Annotated in this window: 15 protein-coding genes and 3 tRNA genes; 15 read left to right on the forward strand and 3 right to left on the reverse strand. The window is 34.7% G+C overall.

Annotated features, from left to right (window positions below; genetic code table 11):
* The first annotated feature begins 76 nt into the window (after positions 1–76).
* The 6 genes from recO (at position 77) to ACFOUY_RS00645 (ending at position 3,738) form a co-directional block, all read left to right on the forward strand.
* Positions 77–802 (forward strand): DNA repair protein RecO, encoded by a 726-nt coding sequence (gene recO / locus ACFOUY_RS00620; protein WP_378958504.1) that lies wholly within the window; start codon positions 77–79, stop codon positions 800–802.
* A gap of 63 nt (positions 803–865) precedes the next feature.
* Positions 866–940 (forward strand) — tRNA-Val (locus ACFOUY_RS00625).
* Positions 941–997: 57 nt separating this feature from the next.
* Positions 998–1,072, forward strand: a tRNA-Val gene (locus ACFOUY_RS00630).
* A gap of 121 nt (positions 1,073–1,193) precedes the next feature.
* A complete protein-coding gene (locus ACFOUY_RS00635; RefSeq protein ID WP_378958505.1) occupies positions 1,194–2,105 on the forward strand; it encodes a UbiA prenyltransferase family protein in 912 nt (303 codons plus the stop codon).
* Positions 2,106–2,138: 33 nt separating this feature from the next.
* Complete coding sequence (locus ACFOUY_RS00640; RefSeq protein ID WP_378958506.1) at positions 2,139–2,765, forward strand: class I SAM-dependent methyltransferase; 627 nt, start codon at positions 2,139–2,141, stop codon at positions 2,763–2,765.
* 76 nt (positions 2,766–2,841) lie between these two features.
* Entirely contained in the window at positions 2,842–3,738 is an 897-nt protein-coding gene (locus ACFOUY_RS00645; protein ID WP_378958507.1) for an NAD(P)/FAD-dependent oxidoreductase, read from the forward strand.
* A gap of 12 nt (positions 3,739–3,750) precedes the next feature.
* On the opposite strand, the gene ACFOUY_RS00650 is transcribed toward ACFOUY_RS00645, so the two are convergent.
* Both ACFOUY_RS00650 and ACFOUY_RS00655 read right to left on the reverse strand, forming a co-directional pair.
* Positions 3,751–3,915 carry a hypothetical protein gene (locus tag ACFOUY_RS00650; RefSeq protein WP_378958508.1) on the reverse strand — a complete coding sequence of 55 codons (165 nt, stop codon included), beginning with the start codon at positions 3,913–3,915 and terminating at the stop codon, positions 3,751–3,753.
* Positions 3,916–4,110: 195 nt separating this feature from the next.
* On the reverse strand, positions 4,111–5,574 hold the full coding sequence (locus tag ACFOUY_RS00655) for an amino acid permease (protein ID WP_378958509.1): 1,464 nt from the start codon (positions 5,572–5,574) through the stop codon (positions 4,111–4,113).
* 546 nt (positions 5,575–6,120) lie between these two features.
* Between ACFOUY_RS00655 and ACFOUY_RS00660 the strand changes: the two genes are divergently transcribed.
* The 5 genes from ACFOUY_RS00660 (at position 6,121) to ACFOUY_RS00680 (ending at position 11,360) form a co-directional block, all read left to right on the forward strand.
* A complete protein-coding gene (locus tag ACFOUY_RS00660; RefSeq protein ID WP_316756162.1) occupies positions 6,121–6,456 on the forward strand; it encodes a PadR family transcriptional regulator in 336 nt (111 codons plus the stop codon).
* A gap of 21 nt (positions 6,457–6,477) precedes the next feature.
* The gene (locus tag ACFOUY_RS00665; protein ID WP_378958510.1) at positions 6,478–8,232 is read left to right on the forward strand and encodes a PspC domain-containing protein; all 1,755 of its coding nucleotides are present in this window, start codon (positions 6,478–6,480) and stop codon (positions 8,230–8,232) included.
* 93 nt (positions 8,233–8,325) lie between these two features.
* Positions 8,326–10,773 (forward strand): TonB-dependent receptor domain-containing protein, encoded by a 2,448-nt coding sequence (locus ACFOUY_RS00670; RefSeq protein WP_378958511.1) that lies wholly within the window; start codon positions 8,326–8,328, stop codon positions 10,771–10,773.
* A gap of 73 nt (positions 10,774–10,846) precedes the next feature.
* Positions 10,847–11,203, forward strand: coding sequence for a hypothetical protein (locus tag ACFOUY_RS00675; protein WP_378958512.1), 357 nt, complete (start codon positions 10,847–10,849; stop codon positions 11,201–11,203).
* Positions 11,204–11,287: 84 nt separating this feature from the next.
* Positions 11,288–11,360, forward strand: a tRNA-Lys gene (locus ACFOUY_RS00680).
* A 16-nt stretch (positions 11,361–11,376) separates the two neighbouring features.
* Here ACFOUY_RS00680 and ACFOUY_RS00685 read toward each other — a convergent pair.
* Positions 11,377–11,586: a hypothetical protein gene (locus tag ACFOUY_RS00685; protein WP_378958513.1), complete on the reverse strand. Its 210-nt coding sequence runs from the start codon at positions 11,584–11,586 to the stop codon at positions 11,377–11,379.
* Between the two features lie 222 nt (positions 11,587–11,808).
* On the opposite strand from ACFOUY_RS00685, the gene ACFOUY_RS00690 reads away from it, so the two are divergent.
* From ACFOUY_RS00690 to ACFOUY_RS00705, 4 genes are all read left to right on the forward strand, one after another.
* Positions 11,809–12,465, forward strand: coding sequence for a GDSL-type esterase/lipase family protein (locus ACFOUY_RS00690; protein WP_378958514.1), 657 nt, complete (start codon positions 11,809–11,811; stop codon positions 12,463–12,465).
* Positions 12,466–12,539: 74 nt separating this feature from the next.
* The gene (locus ACFOUY_RS00695) at positions 12,540–15,464 is read left to right on the forward strand and encodes a ligand-binding sensor domain-containing protein (protein WP_378958515.1); all 2,925 of its coding nucleotides are present in this window, start codon (positions 12,540–12,542) and stop codon (positions 15,462–15,464) included.
* A gap of 247 nt (positions 15,465–15,711) precedes the next feature.
* The gene (locus tag ACFOUY_RS00700; RefSeq protein WP_378958516.1) at positions 15,712–18,852 is read left to right on the forward strand and encodes a SusC/RagA family TonB-linked outer membrane protein; all 3,141 of its coding nucleotides are present in this window, start codon (positions 15,712–15,714) and stop codon (positions 18,850–18,852) included.
* Positions 18,853–18,861: 9 nt separating this feature from the next.
* Complete coding sequence (locus tag ACFOUY_RS00705) at positions 18,862–20,394, forward strand: RagB/SusD family nutrient uptake outer membrane protein (RefSeq protein ID WP_378958517.1); 1,533 nt, start codon at positions 18,862–18,864, stop codon at positions 20,392–20,394.
* The last annotated feature ends 91 nt before the right edge of the window (positions 20,395–20,485 follow it).

Below are 20,485 nucleotides of genomic sequence, written 5' to 3' on the forward strand. Positions count from 1 at the left end.
TTTATAAATCAGAATCACTTTTTGCGCAATTAAATTTGCACAAATAACATACTTTTGAAAAAATTGTTTTAATCGCATGTTGCACAAGGTTCGGGGTATAGTTTTAAAAACCACAAGTTACAGCGAAAGCAGTGTAATTGTACAGGTGCTTACCGATAAGTTTGGCATGCAATCTTACCTGATTAACGGGGTTAAAAAACCCAAAGCAAAGATTAAAATGAATATGTTACAATCGCTACATCTTTTAGATATGGTGGTTTATCATAAGGCAAATACCAATATTCAGCGAGTATCAGAAATTCGCCAAACACCTGTTTTTAAAAGTATTCCTTACGATATTGTTAAAACCAGTATTGTTATTTTCTTGAATGAAGTTTTATACAAAAGCATTCGCCAACAATCTGCTGATGATAGTTTGTTCGATTATATTTTCAATTCAATTGCCTGGTTTGATGAAAGTGAGGAGATCAATCCTAATTTTCATTTATCATTTTTACTGAAATTGACACGCTTTTTAGGCTTTTCTCCGAACGAGAAAAAGCGAAATGACCAGATTTACTTCGATTTACAAGAAGGTGAATTTGTTTCCCGTCCACCAATTCATTCCAATTATCTTCAGTTAAATGATGCATTAAATTTTATATTATTGTTTAATACGCCGCTTGAAAAAATTTCTGAAATAAAAATGAGTAACGTACAGAGACGGTTTTTGCTAGATAAGATATTGGTTTTCTATACCTTACATACAGCCTCTTTTGGAGAAGTACAATCGCATAAAATATTGGAAACATTGCTTAGTTGAAAAAAAATAAAAAAGATTTGCGAAACAAGATTATAGCGCTATATTTGCATTCCCAAAAGGAAAGGGAAATTAGCTCAGCTGGTTCAGAGCACCTCGTTTACACCGAGGGGGTCGGGGGTTCGAACCCCTCATTTCCCACATTACTTTTCAAGGATTTGAGAAGATTATTATAATAAAAACCTTTATACAAAAAAGGGGAAATTAGCTCAGCTGGTTCAGAGCACCTCGTTTACACCGAGGGGGTCGGGGGTTCGAACCCCTCATTTCCCACACTAAGCCTTTTAGGAAACTGAGAGGCTTTTTTGTTTCAAATTCTTATGAAAACTGAACTTCTCACCTGTTTATTCATTTTTATATCCGAAATTGGCAATTAGAAAATTTTGTGCCCTAAATGTTAAACAAAATCATCAGGTTTATTTTCTTTGGAAACTATTTTGTAGGCATTTTAGCTGTTGCCCTCACTTTGGAAGCAACTCAGCAGTTGCGCTTACCTTATAACTCTATCAACTATTTTCTGCTATTATTTCTTGCGCCAACAATTTACTATACTTACGCTTACAATAAAGTTTCAACTGTACCATCAACTACCAATCCACGAAATCAGTGGTATTATAAACATAAAAAGTTTATAAATTGGAGTCAGGGTATTCTGTTTACAATTTGTATGGTGCTCGCTACAAATTTATTGTATCAAAACTTTCATAATATTTTAAGGCTTCCACTTAGTTATTGGTTAGCAATTATCATCATTATCATTGCCGGAGGTTTGTATTATGGTTTGTTACCAAAATCCTTTATACAATTTAATCTTCGAAATACAGGCTGGTTCAAGGCATTTGTAATCGGTTTTGTTTGGGCCTGTTGTGCAAACGTTTTGCCTCTAATTATGCTTAAAATCGAAACCGGTGTTGGCTATCACGATTCTGTTTTATGGACTTGGCTTTTCGTTAAAAACTGGATGTTTTGCACTGTTAATGCAATCATTTTCGATATAAAAGATTATCCTACAGATGCCAATAAACACCTCAGAACCTTCGTTGTTCGCTATGGCTTGCGACGGACTATTTTTAATATTTTAATTCCATTGTTGATTATTGGGTTGACCTCACTTGGTATTTTTGCTTACTATAAAGGTTTTGGCTTTCCACAAGTTTTCTTTAACGTTTTGCCATTTATCTTGACCATTTACGTGGCTTATTCCATGCATAAAAGAAAAAATATCCTTTATTATTTAATGGTAATTGATGGATTGATTTTGTTCAAAGCCGTTTGCGGAATAATAGGGATGCAATTTATTCCTTGAGGTTTAATCGATTTATAATTTAACAATTAAAAAGTGCTAAACAACTACGATAAAATAGCCAGTCATTACGATACATTGAGCAGGTTGGTGTTTTCCAAGTCGCAGGTTAATGCACAAATTAATCAGCTGAAATATATTCGAGAAAATAGTTCGATTTTAATTGTTGGTGGTGGAACGGGTTGGATTTTGGAAGAAATTGCCAAGATTTTCTCTTCAGGATTGAAGATTGTTTATGTAGAAATTTCAGCAAAAATGGTAACGCTTTCAAAGGCAAGAAACTATCTGGAAAACACGGTTGAATTTATAAATCTTGGTATTGAAAACTTTAAAACGAATCAAACTTTCGATGTAGTTTTAACACCTTTTCTATTTGATAACTTTGTTAGAAGCAGAGCAGAACAAGTTTTTATTAAACTCAATCTCCTTTTAAAAGAAAAAGGCTTATGGTTTCTGGTCGATTTTTCTTTAAATGCAGAAAGAGGTAAATGGTGGAAATGGCTTATCTTAAAATCAATGTATCTATTTTTTAAGGTAATAAACATCGTAGATGCGACAAATCTGATAGATATGAAATCTTACTTTTTGGCAGCGAAATATCAAATTATAGAAGAACGATTTTACTACGGCAACTTTATTAAAGCATCGATTTTTAAAAAATAATAATATGACAATTTTCAAATGCAATAATGTTGCGTTTAAAAATTGATTTAATACTTTTGTATTAAAATATATTATTATGGATTTTGATGTTATCATTATAGGAGGAAGTTACGCAGGTTTATCAGCAGGGTTAGCACTTGGCCGTTCGATGAGAAAGGTATTAATTATCGATTCTGGCAAGCCGTGTAATTTGCAAACGCCACATGCCCACAATTTTTTAACTCACGATGGAGATAAACCAGCTTCTATTTCTGCAAAAGCTAAAGCCGAAGTTTTAAAATATCCAACAATTAGTTTCTTGAGCGATTTGGTTATTTCTGCAAAAAGTTTAGAAAACAGGGTAGAAATTAAAACAGAAGGTGGTAAAATAATTTCTGCCAGAAAAATACTTTTAGCAACGGGACTAAAAGATGTAATGCCGGATATAAAAGGATTTTCCGATTGTTGGGCAATTTCTATTATTCATTGTCCGTATTGTCATGGTTACGAAGTTAGAGATGAGAGAATTGGCTTAATGATGAATGGCGATATTGCTTTTGAAATGGCAAAGAATCTTCATCACTGGAATAAGGATTTAACGATATTAACTCACGGTATTTCGCAAATTAACGATGAGCAACGTGAAAAACTACGGTCGAAATCGATTAAGATAATTGAGGATGAGGTTTTGGAATTTCGACACCTCAACGGACAATTGCAAAATGTGGTTTTTAAAAGTGGAAAGTGTTTAGCGTTTAAAGCAGTTTATGCAAGGCCAGAAATGAAACAGCATTCCGAATTATATAAAGACCTAAATTATGAGCTTACAGATACGGGGTTAATAAAAATTAACGAGCATTACGAAACGACAGTAAAAGGAATTTATGCTACAGGCGATTGTGTTACACCAGCAAGAGGGCTTTCTGTGGTCACTGCATCGGGTACAATGGCAGCGGTGATGATGAATAGGGAAATGATTTCGGAAGACTTTTGATTGAATGAATTGTTAAAATAAAATTGCGCCAACAATTATAGCTGCAAACATTACAGCCATCACAATTCTATCTGCTACAATCCACTGAGCTTTAGTTAAAGGTGTTACAACTTTTTTAACAGCTTGTACTCTTGGTCTTACTAATCTAAATACGGAGGTGTCTAATTTAATGATCATTGGGGATTTTTTTAATAGGTTATTAAAACAAAGGCAAATCCCAAGCCAAAAAAGTTGTAAAATGTTAAATTGTGGAAAACTTATATTTTTTGTTAAATAATTGACATTTATACAGTTATAATTATGCGTTTAAGCTATCTGTTTGATTATCAGGTTGCCTTTGAAATCTAACAGGCGGATTTTGCATCTGTCTGATTATGAGTTTGTTGAGTTATTTTTGTCTTCTGCATTCAAAGTTAACTTACTATTCTTTTTACCGTACCAGAAATAAATTGCAAGTCCGATAATTAGCCAAACTGCAAGTCGTAACCAAGTTTCCCAAGGTAAAAAAGCCATCATAGCAACGCAGGTGAAAATACCCAAAATGGGGATTAATGGCACCAAAGGAACTCTGAACGGACGTTTAGCATCAGGATCAGTTTTCCTGAGAATTAAAATTCCCACACAAACCATTAAGAATGCCAATAAAGTTCCAATGCTCGTCATTTCGCCCACAACATTCATGGGTACAAATGCGGCAAACAGGCCTATAAATATGCAAAGTATGATGTTCGATTTATAAGGAGTTTTAAATTTAGCATGAACATCTGAAAACATTTTTGGTAACAAACCATCTTTGCTAATCGAATAAAACATTCTCGATTGAGCCATTAAGTCAATTAGGATAACAGAAGTATATCCAATTAAAATTGCTAAAATTATCGCCTGACTTAACCAGGCATAGGGTGTTTTTTCTATTGCAATGGCAACAGGCGCTCCACTGTTTGCAAATTCTTTATAGTTGGCTAAACCTGTCATCACGTGGCCGAATAAGCCAAAAAGAACTGTACAAACTACAAGAGAGCCAATAATTCCTATTGGTAAATCTCTAGCTGGGTTTTTAGTTTCCTGTGCCGATGCTGCAACCGCATCAAAACCTATAAATACAAAGAATACTAACCCCGCTCCACGTAAAACGCCACTCCAGCCAAATTGGCCGAAAGTTCCTGTGTTTTCAGGAATGTAAGGATGATAATTTGCTGGGTCGATATATTGCCAGCCCAAAGCGATGAAAACTAATACAACACCAACTTTTAAGAAAACAATAATACCATTTACAATTGCAGAACCTTTAGTACCACGAATTAAAATTGCCGTCATTAATACCACAACTAGTGCTGCTGGAATATTTACAATTCCATTTACTGTGGAACCATCGGCAAGTTTTGCAGTTTCGAAAGGGGAGAGGGTTAATTGTGGCGGTAGGTAAATACCCAAACTGCCTAAAAATCGGGTTAAATATTGCGACCAGCTGATGGCAACAGTTGCACAGCCAACTGAATATTCTAAAACTAAATCCCAGCCGATTATCCATGCAAAAAGTTCGCCCATTGTAGCGTATGAATAGGTATAAGCACTACCTGCAACGGGAATCATAGAGGCGAATTCTGCGTAACATAGCGCTGCAAAACCACAACCCAATGCTGCAATAACAAAAGATAAGGTTACCGCCGGACCAGAATGATTAGCTGCCGCTAAGCCTGTAATGCTAAATAAACCAGCACCCAGAGTTAAACCAACACCAATTAAAATTAAATTTATTGGCCCTAAGGTTCTTTTTAGGGTTCCTTCGCCACTTTGGTTAGCCTCTGCAACAATGCTGGCTATAGATTTTTTCATTAAAATAAGTTAAAGAGTTGCAAAATTATCAAAAAATATATTAAATCTATGGTGTTAATAGTGATTTGTTTTTTTGTTACACCCGTCATTCTCTCGTATGCGGGAATCTTAAGGCTATAACGATAGCTAAATGCTTTAAGATTCCCTATAAAATAGGGACGAATTGCCTATTACAACACGTTTTGGTTTAGCCGCCTAACTCAGCACCTCATCATTCTCGCATATGCGGGAATCTTAATAAATCTTAATGTCCTCTTGCTTGGCTTTAAATTTCTTGCAAAAACCAAAGTTTTCTAAACCCGATAAAGCAAAATAGTGCCCGATTTTCTTCGGGCCTATAGGCGATAGCGGGACTGAATTACCCGAAGAATTACTGAAATTGCTTTCCAAAAAAATCAAAATATATCCAATTTCCTGCATTTTACAAATAAATAAAAATTTGAGTTTAAAATTATTTAGCTGTTTATCAGCTACTTATAATTTAATTTTGAATTATTTTAGTACTATGTAATACATAGTATTATATAAAACATATATCTTTGTTTTATGATAGCAGAAAATACGCAAACACAAATGCGGAAGGGAATTCTGGAATACTGTGTTTTATCAATCATCGCAAGAGGAGAAATTTACGCCTCGGATATTATTGCCGAACTAAGGTCGGCGAAGCTTTTGGTGGTTGAGGGAACCTTGTACCCATTATTAACCAGGCTTAAAAACAATGGTTTGTTAAGCTACAACTGGGTAGAATCTACCTCGGGCCCTCCACGCAAATATTATACTTTAACTGAAGATGGTAGAGGCATTTTATCTCAATTAGACCAAACCTGGCAGGAGCTGGCTTATGCTGTAGGTATTTCACAAAAAGGAGCCAATTCGTAAATTTTTTATAACCGCAAAGAAATGGAAAAGACCATCATCATAAATATAGGTAACACAATTATTCATATTGAAGAAAGTGCTTACGAGCTTTTGAAGGCTTATTTAAACGAAGTAAAACAACATTTTGCTAATCATGCAGATGATTTGGAAATTGTAACTGACATAGAAAATCGCATTGCCGAATTGCTTTTTGAGCAATTGGAAGAACAGAAAAAACAAGTGGTAGATGCTGCAAATGTTGATTTTGTAATTGGCCAAATGGGTAGAGTGCAAGATTTTGATAGTGTAGAAGAAGGTGAAGAAGAGCCGATAATTCAAGCTTCTTTTCAAAATCAATTTACTGAAAAGAAATTATACCGTGATATGGACGAACGGGTAATTGCGGGTGTTTGTGCAGGTATTGCCCATTACTTAAATTTCGAGGCAAGATGGATTAGAATTGCTGCCGTTTTAACGGCTTTTATTGGCGGCTCTGGCATATTGGTTTATGCTTTGCTTTGGATTATTATGCCAAAAGCAAAATCTCGTATCGAGAAAATGGAGATGAAAGGTGAACCAGCGAATCTTCAGGGTTTCCAAAAGAATTTAGATGAAGAATTGCAAGCAGTAAAAGAGCGTTTAACGGAAGTTAATAAACATGCTCAACCGTTAATTACAAGATTCGGTAATTTTATAGGTGAGTTTGTTGAATGGTTAGGAAGGTTTATTGCTGGAACAGGAAAAGTAATCTTTAAAGTTATTGCAGTTATAATCGTGATTTTTGGCGTTCTTTTTTTACTGACGTTGATAATTGGTACAGCAGCTTTTCAAGGCTTCTGGGATTCGAGTATTTACGAATATTTCCCCTTTTCTATCCTTAATGAAGGCAATAGAGGTGTAATTTTGTTAAGTGCATTTGTTGTTTGTTTTATCCCGGTTTTAGCGCTTGTACTTTTCTCCATTCGTGTTGCTTTTAGCAAACAAGCTATTAATAAAACACTTTCTTTTGCGTTATTGATTATCTGGTTGGCAGGTGTTGCAACCGTAGGTTATCAGGCAGCAAAAATATCATCAGAATTTAAGCAGCATGCTGAGCTAACACAAACAACTGAGTTAAAATCTTTGCCAACTTATATTATCGATATCGACAGAAGTAAATATTTTAGTAGAGAAGATAGCATTGCATATCATATAGATGGGAACAAAAGAAACCAAATTGTTGTAGAAGATTTTGAAGATGGACCATTCGTGGCGCCAAACAATATTCGTATAAATATTAATAAGAGTGAGGCAGGTGTTACGCGATTGATTCAAAAATTCGAATCGCAGGGAAAAACATTTTCGAGTGCTTTGCAAAACGCCCAAAATATCAGTTACAATTTCGTAGCAAAGGAATCTTCTTTGGTATTCAATCCACGTTTTCAGTTAAGAAAGGGCTCTATCTGGAGAAATCAGGAAGTACGGATAGACTTAGAAGTGCCTGTTGGAACGAAGTTGGTTCTTAAAAATGATTCTTACCGTTACATAAACAACTACGGAATGTGGGACTGTGCAGATACAGAAAATGATTCGAATGATTACACCACCTGGATAATGACTGACGATGGTTTGAGATGCATTGCGCAATTAAAAGCAGAGGATTTAAAAAAGAAAAAACTGAAACAAGAGTTACTTGATTTAGAATTTTTGAAGAAAAACCGTCCATCGGATTCGCTTTATCAGGATTCTGTATCATATAAAATTAAAGAAGTTAAAGAACAGTTGGGGATTAATCTCGACGAAAATCAAAATAATTAATAACAATTGGTATTCGTTATTTCTGCCACCAGATAAAGTTATCTGCGGGTAAGTCCTAAGGTAGAAATTTCAGAATGATTTAATTAAGAAGCCATGAAAACATTATTTACGCTAATTGCATGCTTTATCGCATGTGGGGCTTCCTTTGCCCAAAAAATCAATAAACTCTCGGGGAAAGTTATTGATGAAAAAGGCCAAGCTTTACCGTTTGCAATTGTAAAAGTTTTAAATTCTCCTGATACAGCGATAGTTAAAAGCGGTTCTACCAATGTAGATGGAGAATTTATTTTCGACCAACTAAAAGATGGCAATTACCAGTTATCTATCTCAATGATGGGACACAAGCCAAAGAAAACCGCAAGTTTTGCTCTAACAGCAGATTTGAAAATGTCCTCAATTATACTTGAAGGAGAAGCGAAGCAACTTAAAGAAGTAAGTATTCAAGGTAGAAAACCTTACATCGAACATCAAATAGATAAAACCGTTTTAAATGTAGAAAACAGTATTGTATCATCTGGAAGTACAGCTTTAGAGGTTTTAGAAAAAGCTCCGGGCGTACAGGTAGATCGCCAAAGTGAGCAGATTAAGTTGAATAATAAATCTGGGGTTACGATAATGATTGATGGTAAAACTAATTTTTTATCTGGTGCAGATATAACGACTTTACTTAGCAATATGAGCAGCGATCAGATTGCAACAATTGAGTTAATCACCAATCCATCATCTAAATATGATGCTGCCGGAAATGCCGGAATTATAAATATTAAGCTAAAAAGAAATAAGGCTTATGGTACAAATGGAACAGTATCTCTAAATGGTGGACAAGGTATTATGCCAGATTCGCCAACAGATTTGGCCCGTGCGGGTGTAAACCTAAATCTAAATCATAGAGAAGGAAAATGGAATATTTTTGGAAACGGTGCTGTTGCTAGAAAAGCTAGTTTTAACAATACATTTCTAACCCGTACTACTTTTGCTAATGGTTTATCAAGTGCTTTTACACAAGATTTTGATAGAAAAAATAAAGGAGTTGGTTTTCAAGGAAAATTGGGTGCAGATTATTATGCATCAGAAAAAACCGTTTTTGGTGTTATGGTAGATGCAAATACAGTAAATACAAAGCTTACTAATTTTAGTAATACATTAATAAATGAAATTCAATCGAATGTAGCGAGTTCAAATTCGGTTCTACAAGATGCTTATTCAAAATCGCCAGCAAATAATTTAACTGCAAATTTTAACATTAAACACGATTTTGATAAAACGGGTAAAAACATTTCTTTCGATGTAGATTATTCTAATTTTAACAATAAAAAGGATGAGCAGTTTAATGCAAGGTATTTAAACCAGGGCGGACAACAAACTAATGCAACTTTGCTTAGAAACAACACGGATGCAAACATCGATATTTTTGCAGCAAAAACTGATTTAACCTTCCCGATTAATAAAACGATGAAGTTTGAAGCTGGTTTAAAAAGTAGTTATGTGGTAACCAATAACGATTTTATTTCAGAGCAATTTCTATTGGGTAACTGGCAAAACGATTTGGGTAAATCGAACAATTTTGTTTATAAGGAAAATATAAATGCAGTTTATGGTAACTTTTCAAAAGAGTGGAAAGTATGGCAAATTCAGTTAGGTTTAAGAGCAGAGCACACACATTCTAACGGAAATTCGGTAACCAGCAATAAGGAAGTTGATAGGAATTACCTGTCATTGTTTCCAACAGTTTTTGTTAATCAGAAATTAAACGAAAATAACAACATTCGCTATTCATATAGTCGCAGGGTTGATAGACCAAATTATCAGCAACTTAATCCATTTGCATTTTACATGGATCCTTATGCGGTTGATCAGGGAAATCCATATTTGAAACCACAGTTTACTGATAATTTTGAGGTTTCATACGGACTTAAACAACTGTCTTTTTCTTTAAACTATGCCGATACGCGTGATATGATTACTCAAATAAGTCAACAAGATGAAGTAACCCGAATTGTTAGCGTAATCAGACAGAATTTAGGTCGTGCACAAAACTATTCGGCTGGGGTTTATTTTCCGGTAAAGGTTGCTAAATGGTGGAATATGCAAAATAATGCAAGTGTTTATTACAACAAGTTTGAAGACGGCAATTTAGAAGGCGCAGCATTTAAAGCTTCAAAGGTTGCTTATAATTTTAATACCAATCAATCTTTTATTTTACCTCAGAACTTTACAATCGAGGTTAGCTTCTGGTACAATTCGCCAAGAGTTTCTGGTGTAGAGCAAACAACAATTGCTCAATATGCGCTAAACGCTGGCATTCAAAAAAGTATGTTGAATAAAAAGCTAAAGTTGCGTTTAAATATGGATGATATCCTATTAACCAACTATTGGAAAGGTGCATTAGAGTATCAAAATGTAAATCTTCAGGTTACCAATCGTTATACAAGTAGAAGAGCAAACTTTAGTATTAGCTATGGTTTTGGAAATCAAAATGTAAAATCAGCTCGTTCTCGAAATACTGCAACTGATGATATTAAAGGAAGAGCGGGAGGATAGTTTTAATTTTCAGTTACCAATTTTCAATGAACTATTTAACTAATGATTAATGAACCAATAAACCATTAAAGAAATGAAAAATATAATTTATGCCACGCTACTTTTAGCAGCTATGCTAGCTTTTGGCTGTTACAACAACGCAAATTTAAATATTAGTGTTAACGATACGGATTCAGAATATACTTATACTGCAGTTTATCCAATAAGTAAAACAGATAAGTTAGAGGCTTATTTAGACCGCGAGTTAAATAATGAATTACCACTTGACGAGCATATAGATACATTTGTCACTTTGGTAAATGAAGAGAAATTTAATTTAAAAGCTTCAAAAGGTACTTTAAGTATAAAATTCGACAAGAAAAACAGCTCGATTGCTGGTTATGTTAAAATTAAAAAACTAACAGATGGGATAAGTGAGATACTTAAATAGAAAAATTTATTTTCTATTGATTATAAAGGGTGATGTAATTTAATTATATCACCCTTTTTTGCATTATATTTGAGTTATAGCATCGACTCCTTAGCTCAGTTGGTAGAGCAACAGACTCTTAATCTGTGGGTCCAGGGTTCGAACCCCTGAGGGGTCACTGAAAGAAAAACATTTTAATCGTTGCAGTAAGCTTCACCAACTTGATAGCCGCCTTTAGATTTCATAGGCACAACTTCGCCAGATTCTAGGTAAACTTTGTAAAGTGGTTGCCCATCAGCTGGTGATGCTTCGGTACTTATTGCCGAAATCACTCCGCATATTTTCTTCTTGCAACCAGAAGCTAAAATACTGCAAAGAGCTAATGCGATTAATATTCTTTTCATTTAGGTAAATTGTGGCGTCAAAATTAAGCAAATTAATGCATCTAAAAGAAGGTGTTTTTACCTTTTTTAGGCAGGTTAAAAAACCCAATTCATGAAATTAATTATGAGTTGCTTTTTAAACTAAGCATTAACGGAGAAGCAACACATTAATTACAGATAAAATAGTAGATAAATGCAATTGTTTTTCAAATTTGTAATCTTCCATAAATAAATAATTCCCAAATGAAAAAAATCGTTTCCTTAGCAGCATTAACCCTTCTTTTTATTTCAATATCATTTGCTCAAACCAAGCCCCCTTTTTGGGATGATGTTCAAACGATAAAAAAATACGACCAAATGTTTAAGCCACCAGTTAATCCGGTTTTATTTGTTGGTAGCTCATCGATTAGAAAATGGGACGACTTAACTCAGGTTTTTGCTAAATATAACCCACTAAATCGCGGCATTGGTGGTGCGGTTGTAAATGATATTACGCGATATTTAAATGATATTGTATTCCCTTACAACCCACGTCAAATTGTACTCTATGTTGGTGAAAATGATGTAGTTGATGATAAAGTAACTGCAGATACCGTTTTAAACAGAACAATAATACTTTACAAAGCAATAAGAGCAAAACTACCAACAACACCAATTTTATATATATCTATTAAGCCAAGCCCTAGTCGCGATAAGTTTCGCGATAAAGTAATTGGTGCAAACGCATTAATTAGAAAATTTCTTGCCACCGAAAAAAACACAGCGTTTGTAGATGTTTTCCCTTCGATGCTGAAAGATGGAAAAGGAAGAAGAGAACTTTATGTTAGCGATATGTTACACATGAATGCGCAAGGTTATGCAATTTGGAAAAAGGCTATACAACCTTATTTGCTAAAATAACAATAACCTACTTTTAAGGTTAGAGAATTAAATTTTATATATTTATTATTGTATAAAATCCCTCCTCTCTAACCATGAAGTATTTTTTACTTTTTATAGCATTTTATTGTTATGCCTGTACAACCTATGCCCAAGATTTACTTGGAATTCCTCAGATTATAAACTACAATAATGAAGAATATAATGCAGGCGTTCAAAATTGGGACGTTAAGCAGGATAAAAATGGAATTCTATACTTCGGGAATAATGAAGGATTATTAACTTTTAACGGTCGCTTTTGGAACATTTATCGACTGCCAAATTATACTTCTGTCCGTTCAATTGGCATTGATTCTAAAAACAGGATATACATTGGCGCACAAGATGAATTCGGGTATTTCTTTCCTGATAATCATGGGATTTTAAAATATACTTCTCTGCTTAGTCTTGTTCCGGAAAAACTCCGTAAAATCGCCGATATATGGGATATTTCAATTATTAATGATGAAGTTTTTTTTCGTTCAACAAATATTATACTTCACTTTAAAGATGATGTTATAAAAACGTATAAACCTTCCGACAACTGGTCGTTTTTGGGTAAGGCAAACAATAAAATTTATGCCCAATCTAAAAGCATAGGTTTATTGGTTTACGATAAGGAGGTTTGGAAACCTGTTTGTACAGATCCTATTTTAAAACTATCTTCTATAACTTCTATCTCTACCTACAGCGGAGATACATTATTGATATCTACATTAAAAAAAGGTTTCTTTCTACTTCATAATAATCAGTTGGGCACATTAAAAACCAAGCTTGATAATGTATTTTTTAACGACAGAATTTTCTTTTCCAATCAGGTAAATAAAAATATTTATGCAGTTGGAACTACTTCGGGTGGTGTTTATTTAATGAATAGACATGGCGATTTAGTTCAAAAATACAACTACCGAGAAGGGTTACAAAACAATAATGTTCGCGGAATTTTATTAGACCGAGATAAAAACATGTGGCTTGCTCTAGATGATGGAATTTCTTATGTAGCCATTAACAGTGCTATTAAAAGTATATCTCCCGATAGAAATAAACAGATTACCAGCTATGCCTTTAGAAAGATAAATCAGAATATTTACATTGGTACATCTAATGGCCTTTATTACTCAAAGATTAATACCGCATCTCAGGATTTGAGTCTATCTACTTCAGCTTTCGAAGAAGTAAAAAATACTAAGGGGCAAGTTTGGGGTTTGGATGATGTAAATAATCAATTAATTATGGCGCACGAAGATGGTGCATCTGTAGTTAATGGAAATGTTGCCACGCCAATTTACTCGCTTCCTGGTACCTGGATGTTTCAACCTCTTGAAAATGTTTTTCCAGCTAAAAATATTCTGTCTGGAACTTATCTTGGACTTCAAAAAATAACTTATGAAAATGGTGTTTTTTCTAGTGCTGGTAAAATTGAAGGGATTTCTGAAACTTTAAGATTTATTGTAGTTGATAATAATGATAATATTTGGGGTTCTCATCCATATCATGGTGTTTATAAAATAGAATTATCGCCCGATAGAAAAAAAGTTACAAAAATAACGCTGTTCTCTGATAAAAACGGTTTACCAAATAAGTTGTACAATTATGTTTATCGCATAAAAAACAGGGTAGTTATTGCAACTGTTAATGGAATATATGAATACGATCCAACACAAAATAAATTCTTGCGATTTAAAATGCTTGGAAATGTTTTGAATGGTGTTTCAATTCAATATTTAAAAGAAGATAATGAAGGAAATATATGGTTTGTAACGAATAAAAAAGTTGGCGTTATCGATTTTCATAAACCATCTGGTTCGAATGCATTTACAGTAATTTATTTACCAGAATTAGATGGAAAGGTTGTTGGTGGTTTTGAATCTATCTACACGCTCGATAGCGAAAATGTTTTTATTGGCGCTAATAAAGGTGCTTATCATATAAATTACAATAAATATGTAGATAATATAACAAAACCTAGAGTTGTAATAGGGCTTGTAAAATTGCTGGGGCAGAAAGATAGTATTGTCTTCGGAGGCTATTTTGTGAAAAAAAATCAAATTGCACCAAAACAAGATTTATCGAAGATTCCTGAATACAAAAAATCTTTAAACTCTATACATTTCGAATTCTCCTCCACATTATTTGAACACGAGAAAAACACAAAATTTAGCTATCAACTGGTCGATTTTGATAGTGAATGGTCTACCTGGAGTACAAAGAGCGAAAAGGATTACACCAATTTGCCAGCCGGAAAATATATTTTCAATATTAAGGCTAAAACAGATGATGGAAATGAGTCTGAAATTGTTAGTTATAGCTTCGTTATTCTGCCAGCTTGGTATAGTACAATCTGGATGCAACTCGCTTACTTAGCTATTTTTGTTTTGCTTTTAAGGCTACTAATTCGTTGGCAAAAAAAGAAGCATGAAAAGGAGCAGGAACGAATGAGTTACTTACACCAATTAGAGATAGATAGAAGCGAGAAAGAGATTGTACGCTTACAAAACGAGAAGCTTGAGGCCGATGTAAATTATAAAAACAAGGAACTGTCTACAATGACAATGCATTTGGTTCAACGTGGAAAGGTTTTGGCGAAGATTAAGGAAGTTATTTCTTCGGTTATCAAAAATCATGATGATGCCATTACCGAAAACTCTCCGAGTTTCAGGCATTTAATACGTTTGATTAAAGATGTTGAGAAAAAAGATCAGGAGCTCGATCATTTAAGCGTTCACTTTAATCATGTAAATACCGAGTTCTTTAATAAGCTTAAGGATTTATATCCAGAACTAAGTCAGAACGATTTAAAGTTCTGCGCATACTTGTGCATGAATTTATCTTCAAAAGAGATGGCACAATTGATGAATGTTACGATAAAAGCTGTAGAAGTTGGAAGATATAGATTGAGAAAGAAACTTCAATTAAAACCTGAAACTAACCTTTACGAGTTTTTAATTGATATCTCCAGGCAAAAAACGCCTTTAAATTAACCTTTTTTAATATTTTATCGACTAATGTGCTGTTGTATTGTAAATTGCTGATTATTAGTTTTTTAATTTTTATCTGTAGTGTGTATGTAGTGCTTCGAGTAGGGTTAAATCAAGAGAAAATAAGCTTTGTAGGGTTTGTGTAGCATCAGAAAATTGCACAATAGAAAAACTCATACATAGATTTGGATTGAGTTGTGGTACCAAACCACGCTCGAACTAACCAAATATTAACTTAATATTATTTTCTATGAGAAGAAGATTTACATTCGTATTCTTCATTTACTGTATCGTGGCATTTCCGCTTGCATTATTTGCGCAGGACATTGCAGTTACAGGAAAAGTAACAGACCAGAAAGATGGAACTCCACTTCCCGGTGTTACAATCAGAGTTGATGGCACATCCCGAGCCGCCTCTACAGATCCAAACGGAGTATTTTCTATTCAGGCAAGCGTAGGTGCAAAATTAACCATTAGCTTATTGGGCATGGTTTCTCAAACAGTTACCGTTCCGGCAGGTGGAAAAATTAATGTTTCATTAGCTACAGATTCTAAAGATTTGAGTGATGTTGTTGTTGTAGGATATGGCACACAGAAAAAAAGTGTGGTAACTGGTGCAATTTCGAGCGTCAAAGCAGCGGATTTGGAAAATCAACCTACTACAACCCGTCTAGAACAAGCTTTACAAGGAAGAACTTCGGGCTTAACAATTGCAGCACAATCGGGTCAGCCGGGTTCTGCATCTACCGTTAGGTTAAGAGGTTTTACATCTTTCGGAGGAAAAAATGATCCACTTTGGGTTATTGATGGCGTTGTGGTTGATAATGGTGGTATTGGCTATTTAAATCAATCAGATATCGAATCCATCGAAGTTTTAAAAGATGGTGCATCTGCAGCTATTTATGGAACTCGTGCTGCATCCGGTGTAATTTTAGTTACGACAAAAAAAGGTAAGGTCGGAAATTTAAATTTAGCTTACAATGGGTATTATGGTGTTGCCCGTGCAGCAAAGAAATTAGATCTTTTAAATGCAAGTGAGTACGCAACTTTAAGAAATGAATCTTATCTAAACGATTTCACAGGTACAACTCCAGTTTTACCTTATCCAAATGCAGCTTCGCTTGGAGAAGGAACGGATTGGCAATCATTAATCTTTAATAATAGTGCAGCTCGCCAAAACCACGAACTTAGTTTAAGTGGTGGTAATGAAAAATCAACATTTTTCCTCTCATTTGGTTATTTTGATATTGATGGTATAGTTTCTACCGATGTGTCGAAGTACAATCGTGCAAATATTCGTATTAATTCTACACACAAACTTTATAAATGGTTAACCATTGGCGAAAACCTAGGTTATAGTCATTCAGTTAATTATCAAATTGGAAACACAAACAGTGAATTTGGAGGGCCATTAAGCTCGGCAATTAACTTAGACCCAATTACGCCAGCAATTATTACAGACCCGACAGTTTACAATGCTCCACCTTACAGCAACCAACCAGTATTTAGAGATGCTAATGGTTTTCCTTATGGTATTTCTACAAGAGTTGCTCAAGAAATAAGCAATCCTTTAGCAAGTATTAAAAGGCAAATTGGAAATTATAGCTGGGATCACAATATTGTAGGCAACGCGTTCGTAGAAGCAGAGCCTATTAAAGGTTTACGTTTCCGCTCATCAATTGGTTCTAAACTAGCTTTTTATGGCAGTGATGGTTTTAACCCGATTTATTATTTAAACTCATCAACCACGAATACAAGAACCCAGTTTTCGAGAAATATTAACTACGTCATTACTTACAATTTAGAAAATACTTTGTCTTATACTAAATCTTTAGGAAACCATAACCTAACTTTATTAGCAGGGCAGGGTTCGTATAGCGATGGATTTAGCCGTAGTGTAAGCACAACCTTTTTTGATGTGCCTGCAACCGATTTTTATTCTGCCTCGATGAGGTTTAAGCCTGTTGCAGCTAACAGAACTTCTGATGGTAGTGAAGGTACAGATCACAAAATCTTCTCTTTATTTTCTAGATTAACCTACGATTACAAGGAGAAATATCTGTTTTCTGCACTAATCAGACGTGATGGTTCATCAAGATTTGGCGCCAACAATAAATATGGTTATTTTCCTTCGGCACAAATTGGATGGGTACCAACTAAAGAAGATTTCTTCCCACAAAACGACATTATTAACTTCTTAAAAATTCGTGGTAGTTATGGAGTTACAGGTAATGATGGTATTGGTGATTTTGCTTACGTTCCTACAGTTGGCAGTGGTAGGAACTATACTTTCGGAGATGCAAATATTGTAAACATTGGTTACAGCCCGAATGCTTCTGCAAACCCAGATTTGAAATGGGAAGAAACGAGATCCAGTAACATTGGTATCGATGCAACTATTTTCAAGAACTTCACTTTAACGGCTGATATATACAAAAAGAAGACAGTTGGTATCCTTCAAAACCCACCAGTTCCTGGTTATATTGGAAGTGGTAGTCCAGCTGCAAATATTGCCGATATGTCCAATAAAGGTTTCGAATTCGAATTGTCATACCGTAAACAAATTGGTCAATTTGGCTTAAATGTTAGTGGTAATGGTTCATTCATAAAAAATACAATTGATAAACTAAGTCCAGGTATTAACTTTATTGATGATAGCCAGGCTAGTTTCCAAACCTTAGGTACAATTACCCGTACACAAATTGGGCATTCGTATAATGAGTTTTTTGGTTACATTAATCAAGGTATATTCCAATCTCAGACGGAAATAAATGCTTATACCGGCCCTAACGGCTTGCCTTTACAGCCGTTAGCAAAACCAGGTGATATTAAGTTTGCCAATTTAAATGGCGATAATAACATAGATGCGAATGACAGAGATTTTATAGGAAACGGCTTGCCCAATTTTACCTACGGATTAACGATTGGATTAACCTATAAAAGCTGGGATTTAACTGCTTTTGGTAGTGGAGTAGCTGGTAATATGATTTTTCAAGGATTAAGAAGATTGGATATTCCTAACGCAAATTATTTAACTTCCAGATTAGATCGTTGGACACCATCTAATCCTTCTACAACTCAACCAAGGTTAACAGATGCAGATCCAAATAAAAACTTAACTAAATTCTCTTCCTTATATTTAGAAAAAGGAGATTATTTCAGATTGAGAACTTTCCAAATTGGTTATACAATTCCTAAATCGATAACAAGCAAAATTGGTCTTCAAAAATTCCGTGTATATGCTTTATCAGAAAATTTATTTACAATAACTGGTTATAGTGGTTACGATCCTGAATTGGGTTCTAACAACAGTGGTAACGTATTTGGGGTCGACCGTGGAGTATATCCACAAGCTCGCTCGTTTGTTTTTGGTGTAAATGCTAGTTTTTAATTAAATAAAATGAAAAGAAAAATTACTTATTTGGTTGTAATCCTGGCGGGATTGCAACTAATTGGAGGTTGTAAAAAATATTTGGAAATTAATCCTCAAGAACGTGTTCTTTTGGATAATTACTATACAACACCTCAAGATGCTTTTGCTGCATTAGTATCCGTTTATGATAGATTTGGATTTCAGTCTGGAGGTTTATATGATAAAGTTGCCATAATGGATGCAGCTTCGGATGATCAGGTAGCTGGCGGTGGTGGTCCATCAGATATTAATGATCTACAAGTGGTAAATACATTCACTTTAAACTCTCAAACTGGCCCACAAGGCTATCTTTGGAATAAAGGCTACGCAGGAATTTTTCGTGCTAATGTGTTTTTGTCGAAGATAGGAGGTATTAACATGGATGCTACTTTGAAAGCTAGATATACAGGTGAAGCTAAAGCTTTACGTGCGATATTTTATTTTGATTTGGTTCGTTTCTTTAAAAATATCCCATTGTTAACATCAGAAGTAGATCCTAAACAGATTTATGATGTATTGCAAGTTCCGCCTGCTGATGTATATGCGCTTATCGAAAAAGATTTAACAGAAGCGATCCCAAGTCTTCCAAATACAGTGGTTGGTGCAACGGAAGGTGGTCGTTTAACTAAAGGTGCTGCGCAAGCTGTTTTAGGCAAAGTATATTTGCAACAAGCAAAGTATGCCCAAGCAGCAGAGCAATTTGCGATTGTAAATGGAACAACTCCTGGCCAAGCAAACACTACTTATGGCTATAAGTTACTGGCCAACTTTGGAGATTTATTTAAAGTGAAAAATAAGTTTAATTCAGAATCGATTCTTGAAATTGTTCACTCTAATGCCTCAAATGGTGGCTGGGGAGATGCAGGAGCTTCTGAAGGTAATTTATTAAATATCATAGTTGGTCCTCGCGGTTACAAACCAGTTTTGGCTTCTGCTCCGGATTATTATTCAGGCTATAGCTTTTTAGTTTTTACTAAAGAATTCTTCGATTTTATTCACTTTGATCCAAGAAACAAAGCAACGGTTGCAAATCTAGATAGTCTTGAGAAAAATGGAATTGCTACTTATGAAAAAGGATATCAGAACAGTGGTTATTTCTTAGAAAAAACAATTGGTAGAGTTGCAGATAAAGCACCTACAGGGCAAACTGAACTTAATTTTCCTCAAAATGCATACGAAATTCGCTTGGCAGATACATATATGCTCGAGGCAGAATCTATTTTGCAAAGCGGCGGTGCTGTTGGAGCCGGCAGTCGGGCTTATCAGTTGTTAAACGCAGTAAGGGCACGTGTTGGCTTAAATCCTGTAGCGGTTACTATGGATAATATCATGAAAGAGAGAAGATTGGAGCTTGCGGGTGAAGGTCATCGTTTCCCAGATTTAGTTCGTTGGGGTAAAGCAGCCACTGTATTAGCATATAAAGGTTTCACTGCTAATAAAAATGAAATCTTTCCAATTCCACAGGCAGAGTTAAACAATACTAAAATACTTCAAAATAAAGAGTACGGCGGTACTAAATAAATATTTTCGGGGGGTGGTTTGTATCTGCCCCCTTTATTACTTTTTGGATTTAGCAATTAATGTTATCTCCATAAAACATAGAAGCAAGGCT

Source organism: Pedobacter jamesrossensis, assembly GCF_042650905.1.
Classification (GTDB): domain Bacteria; phylum Bacteroidota; class Bacteroidia; order Sphingobacteriales; family Sphingobacteriaceae; genus Pedobacter; species Pedobacter jamesrossensis.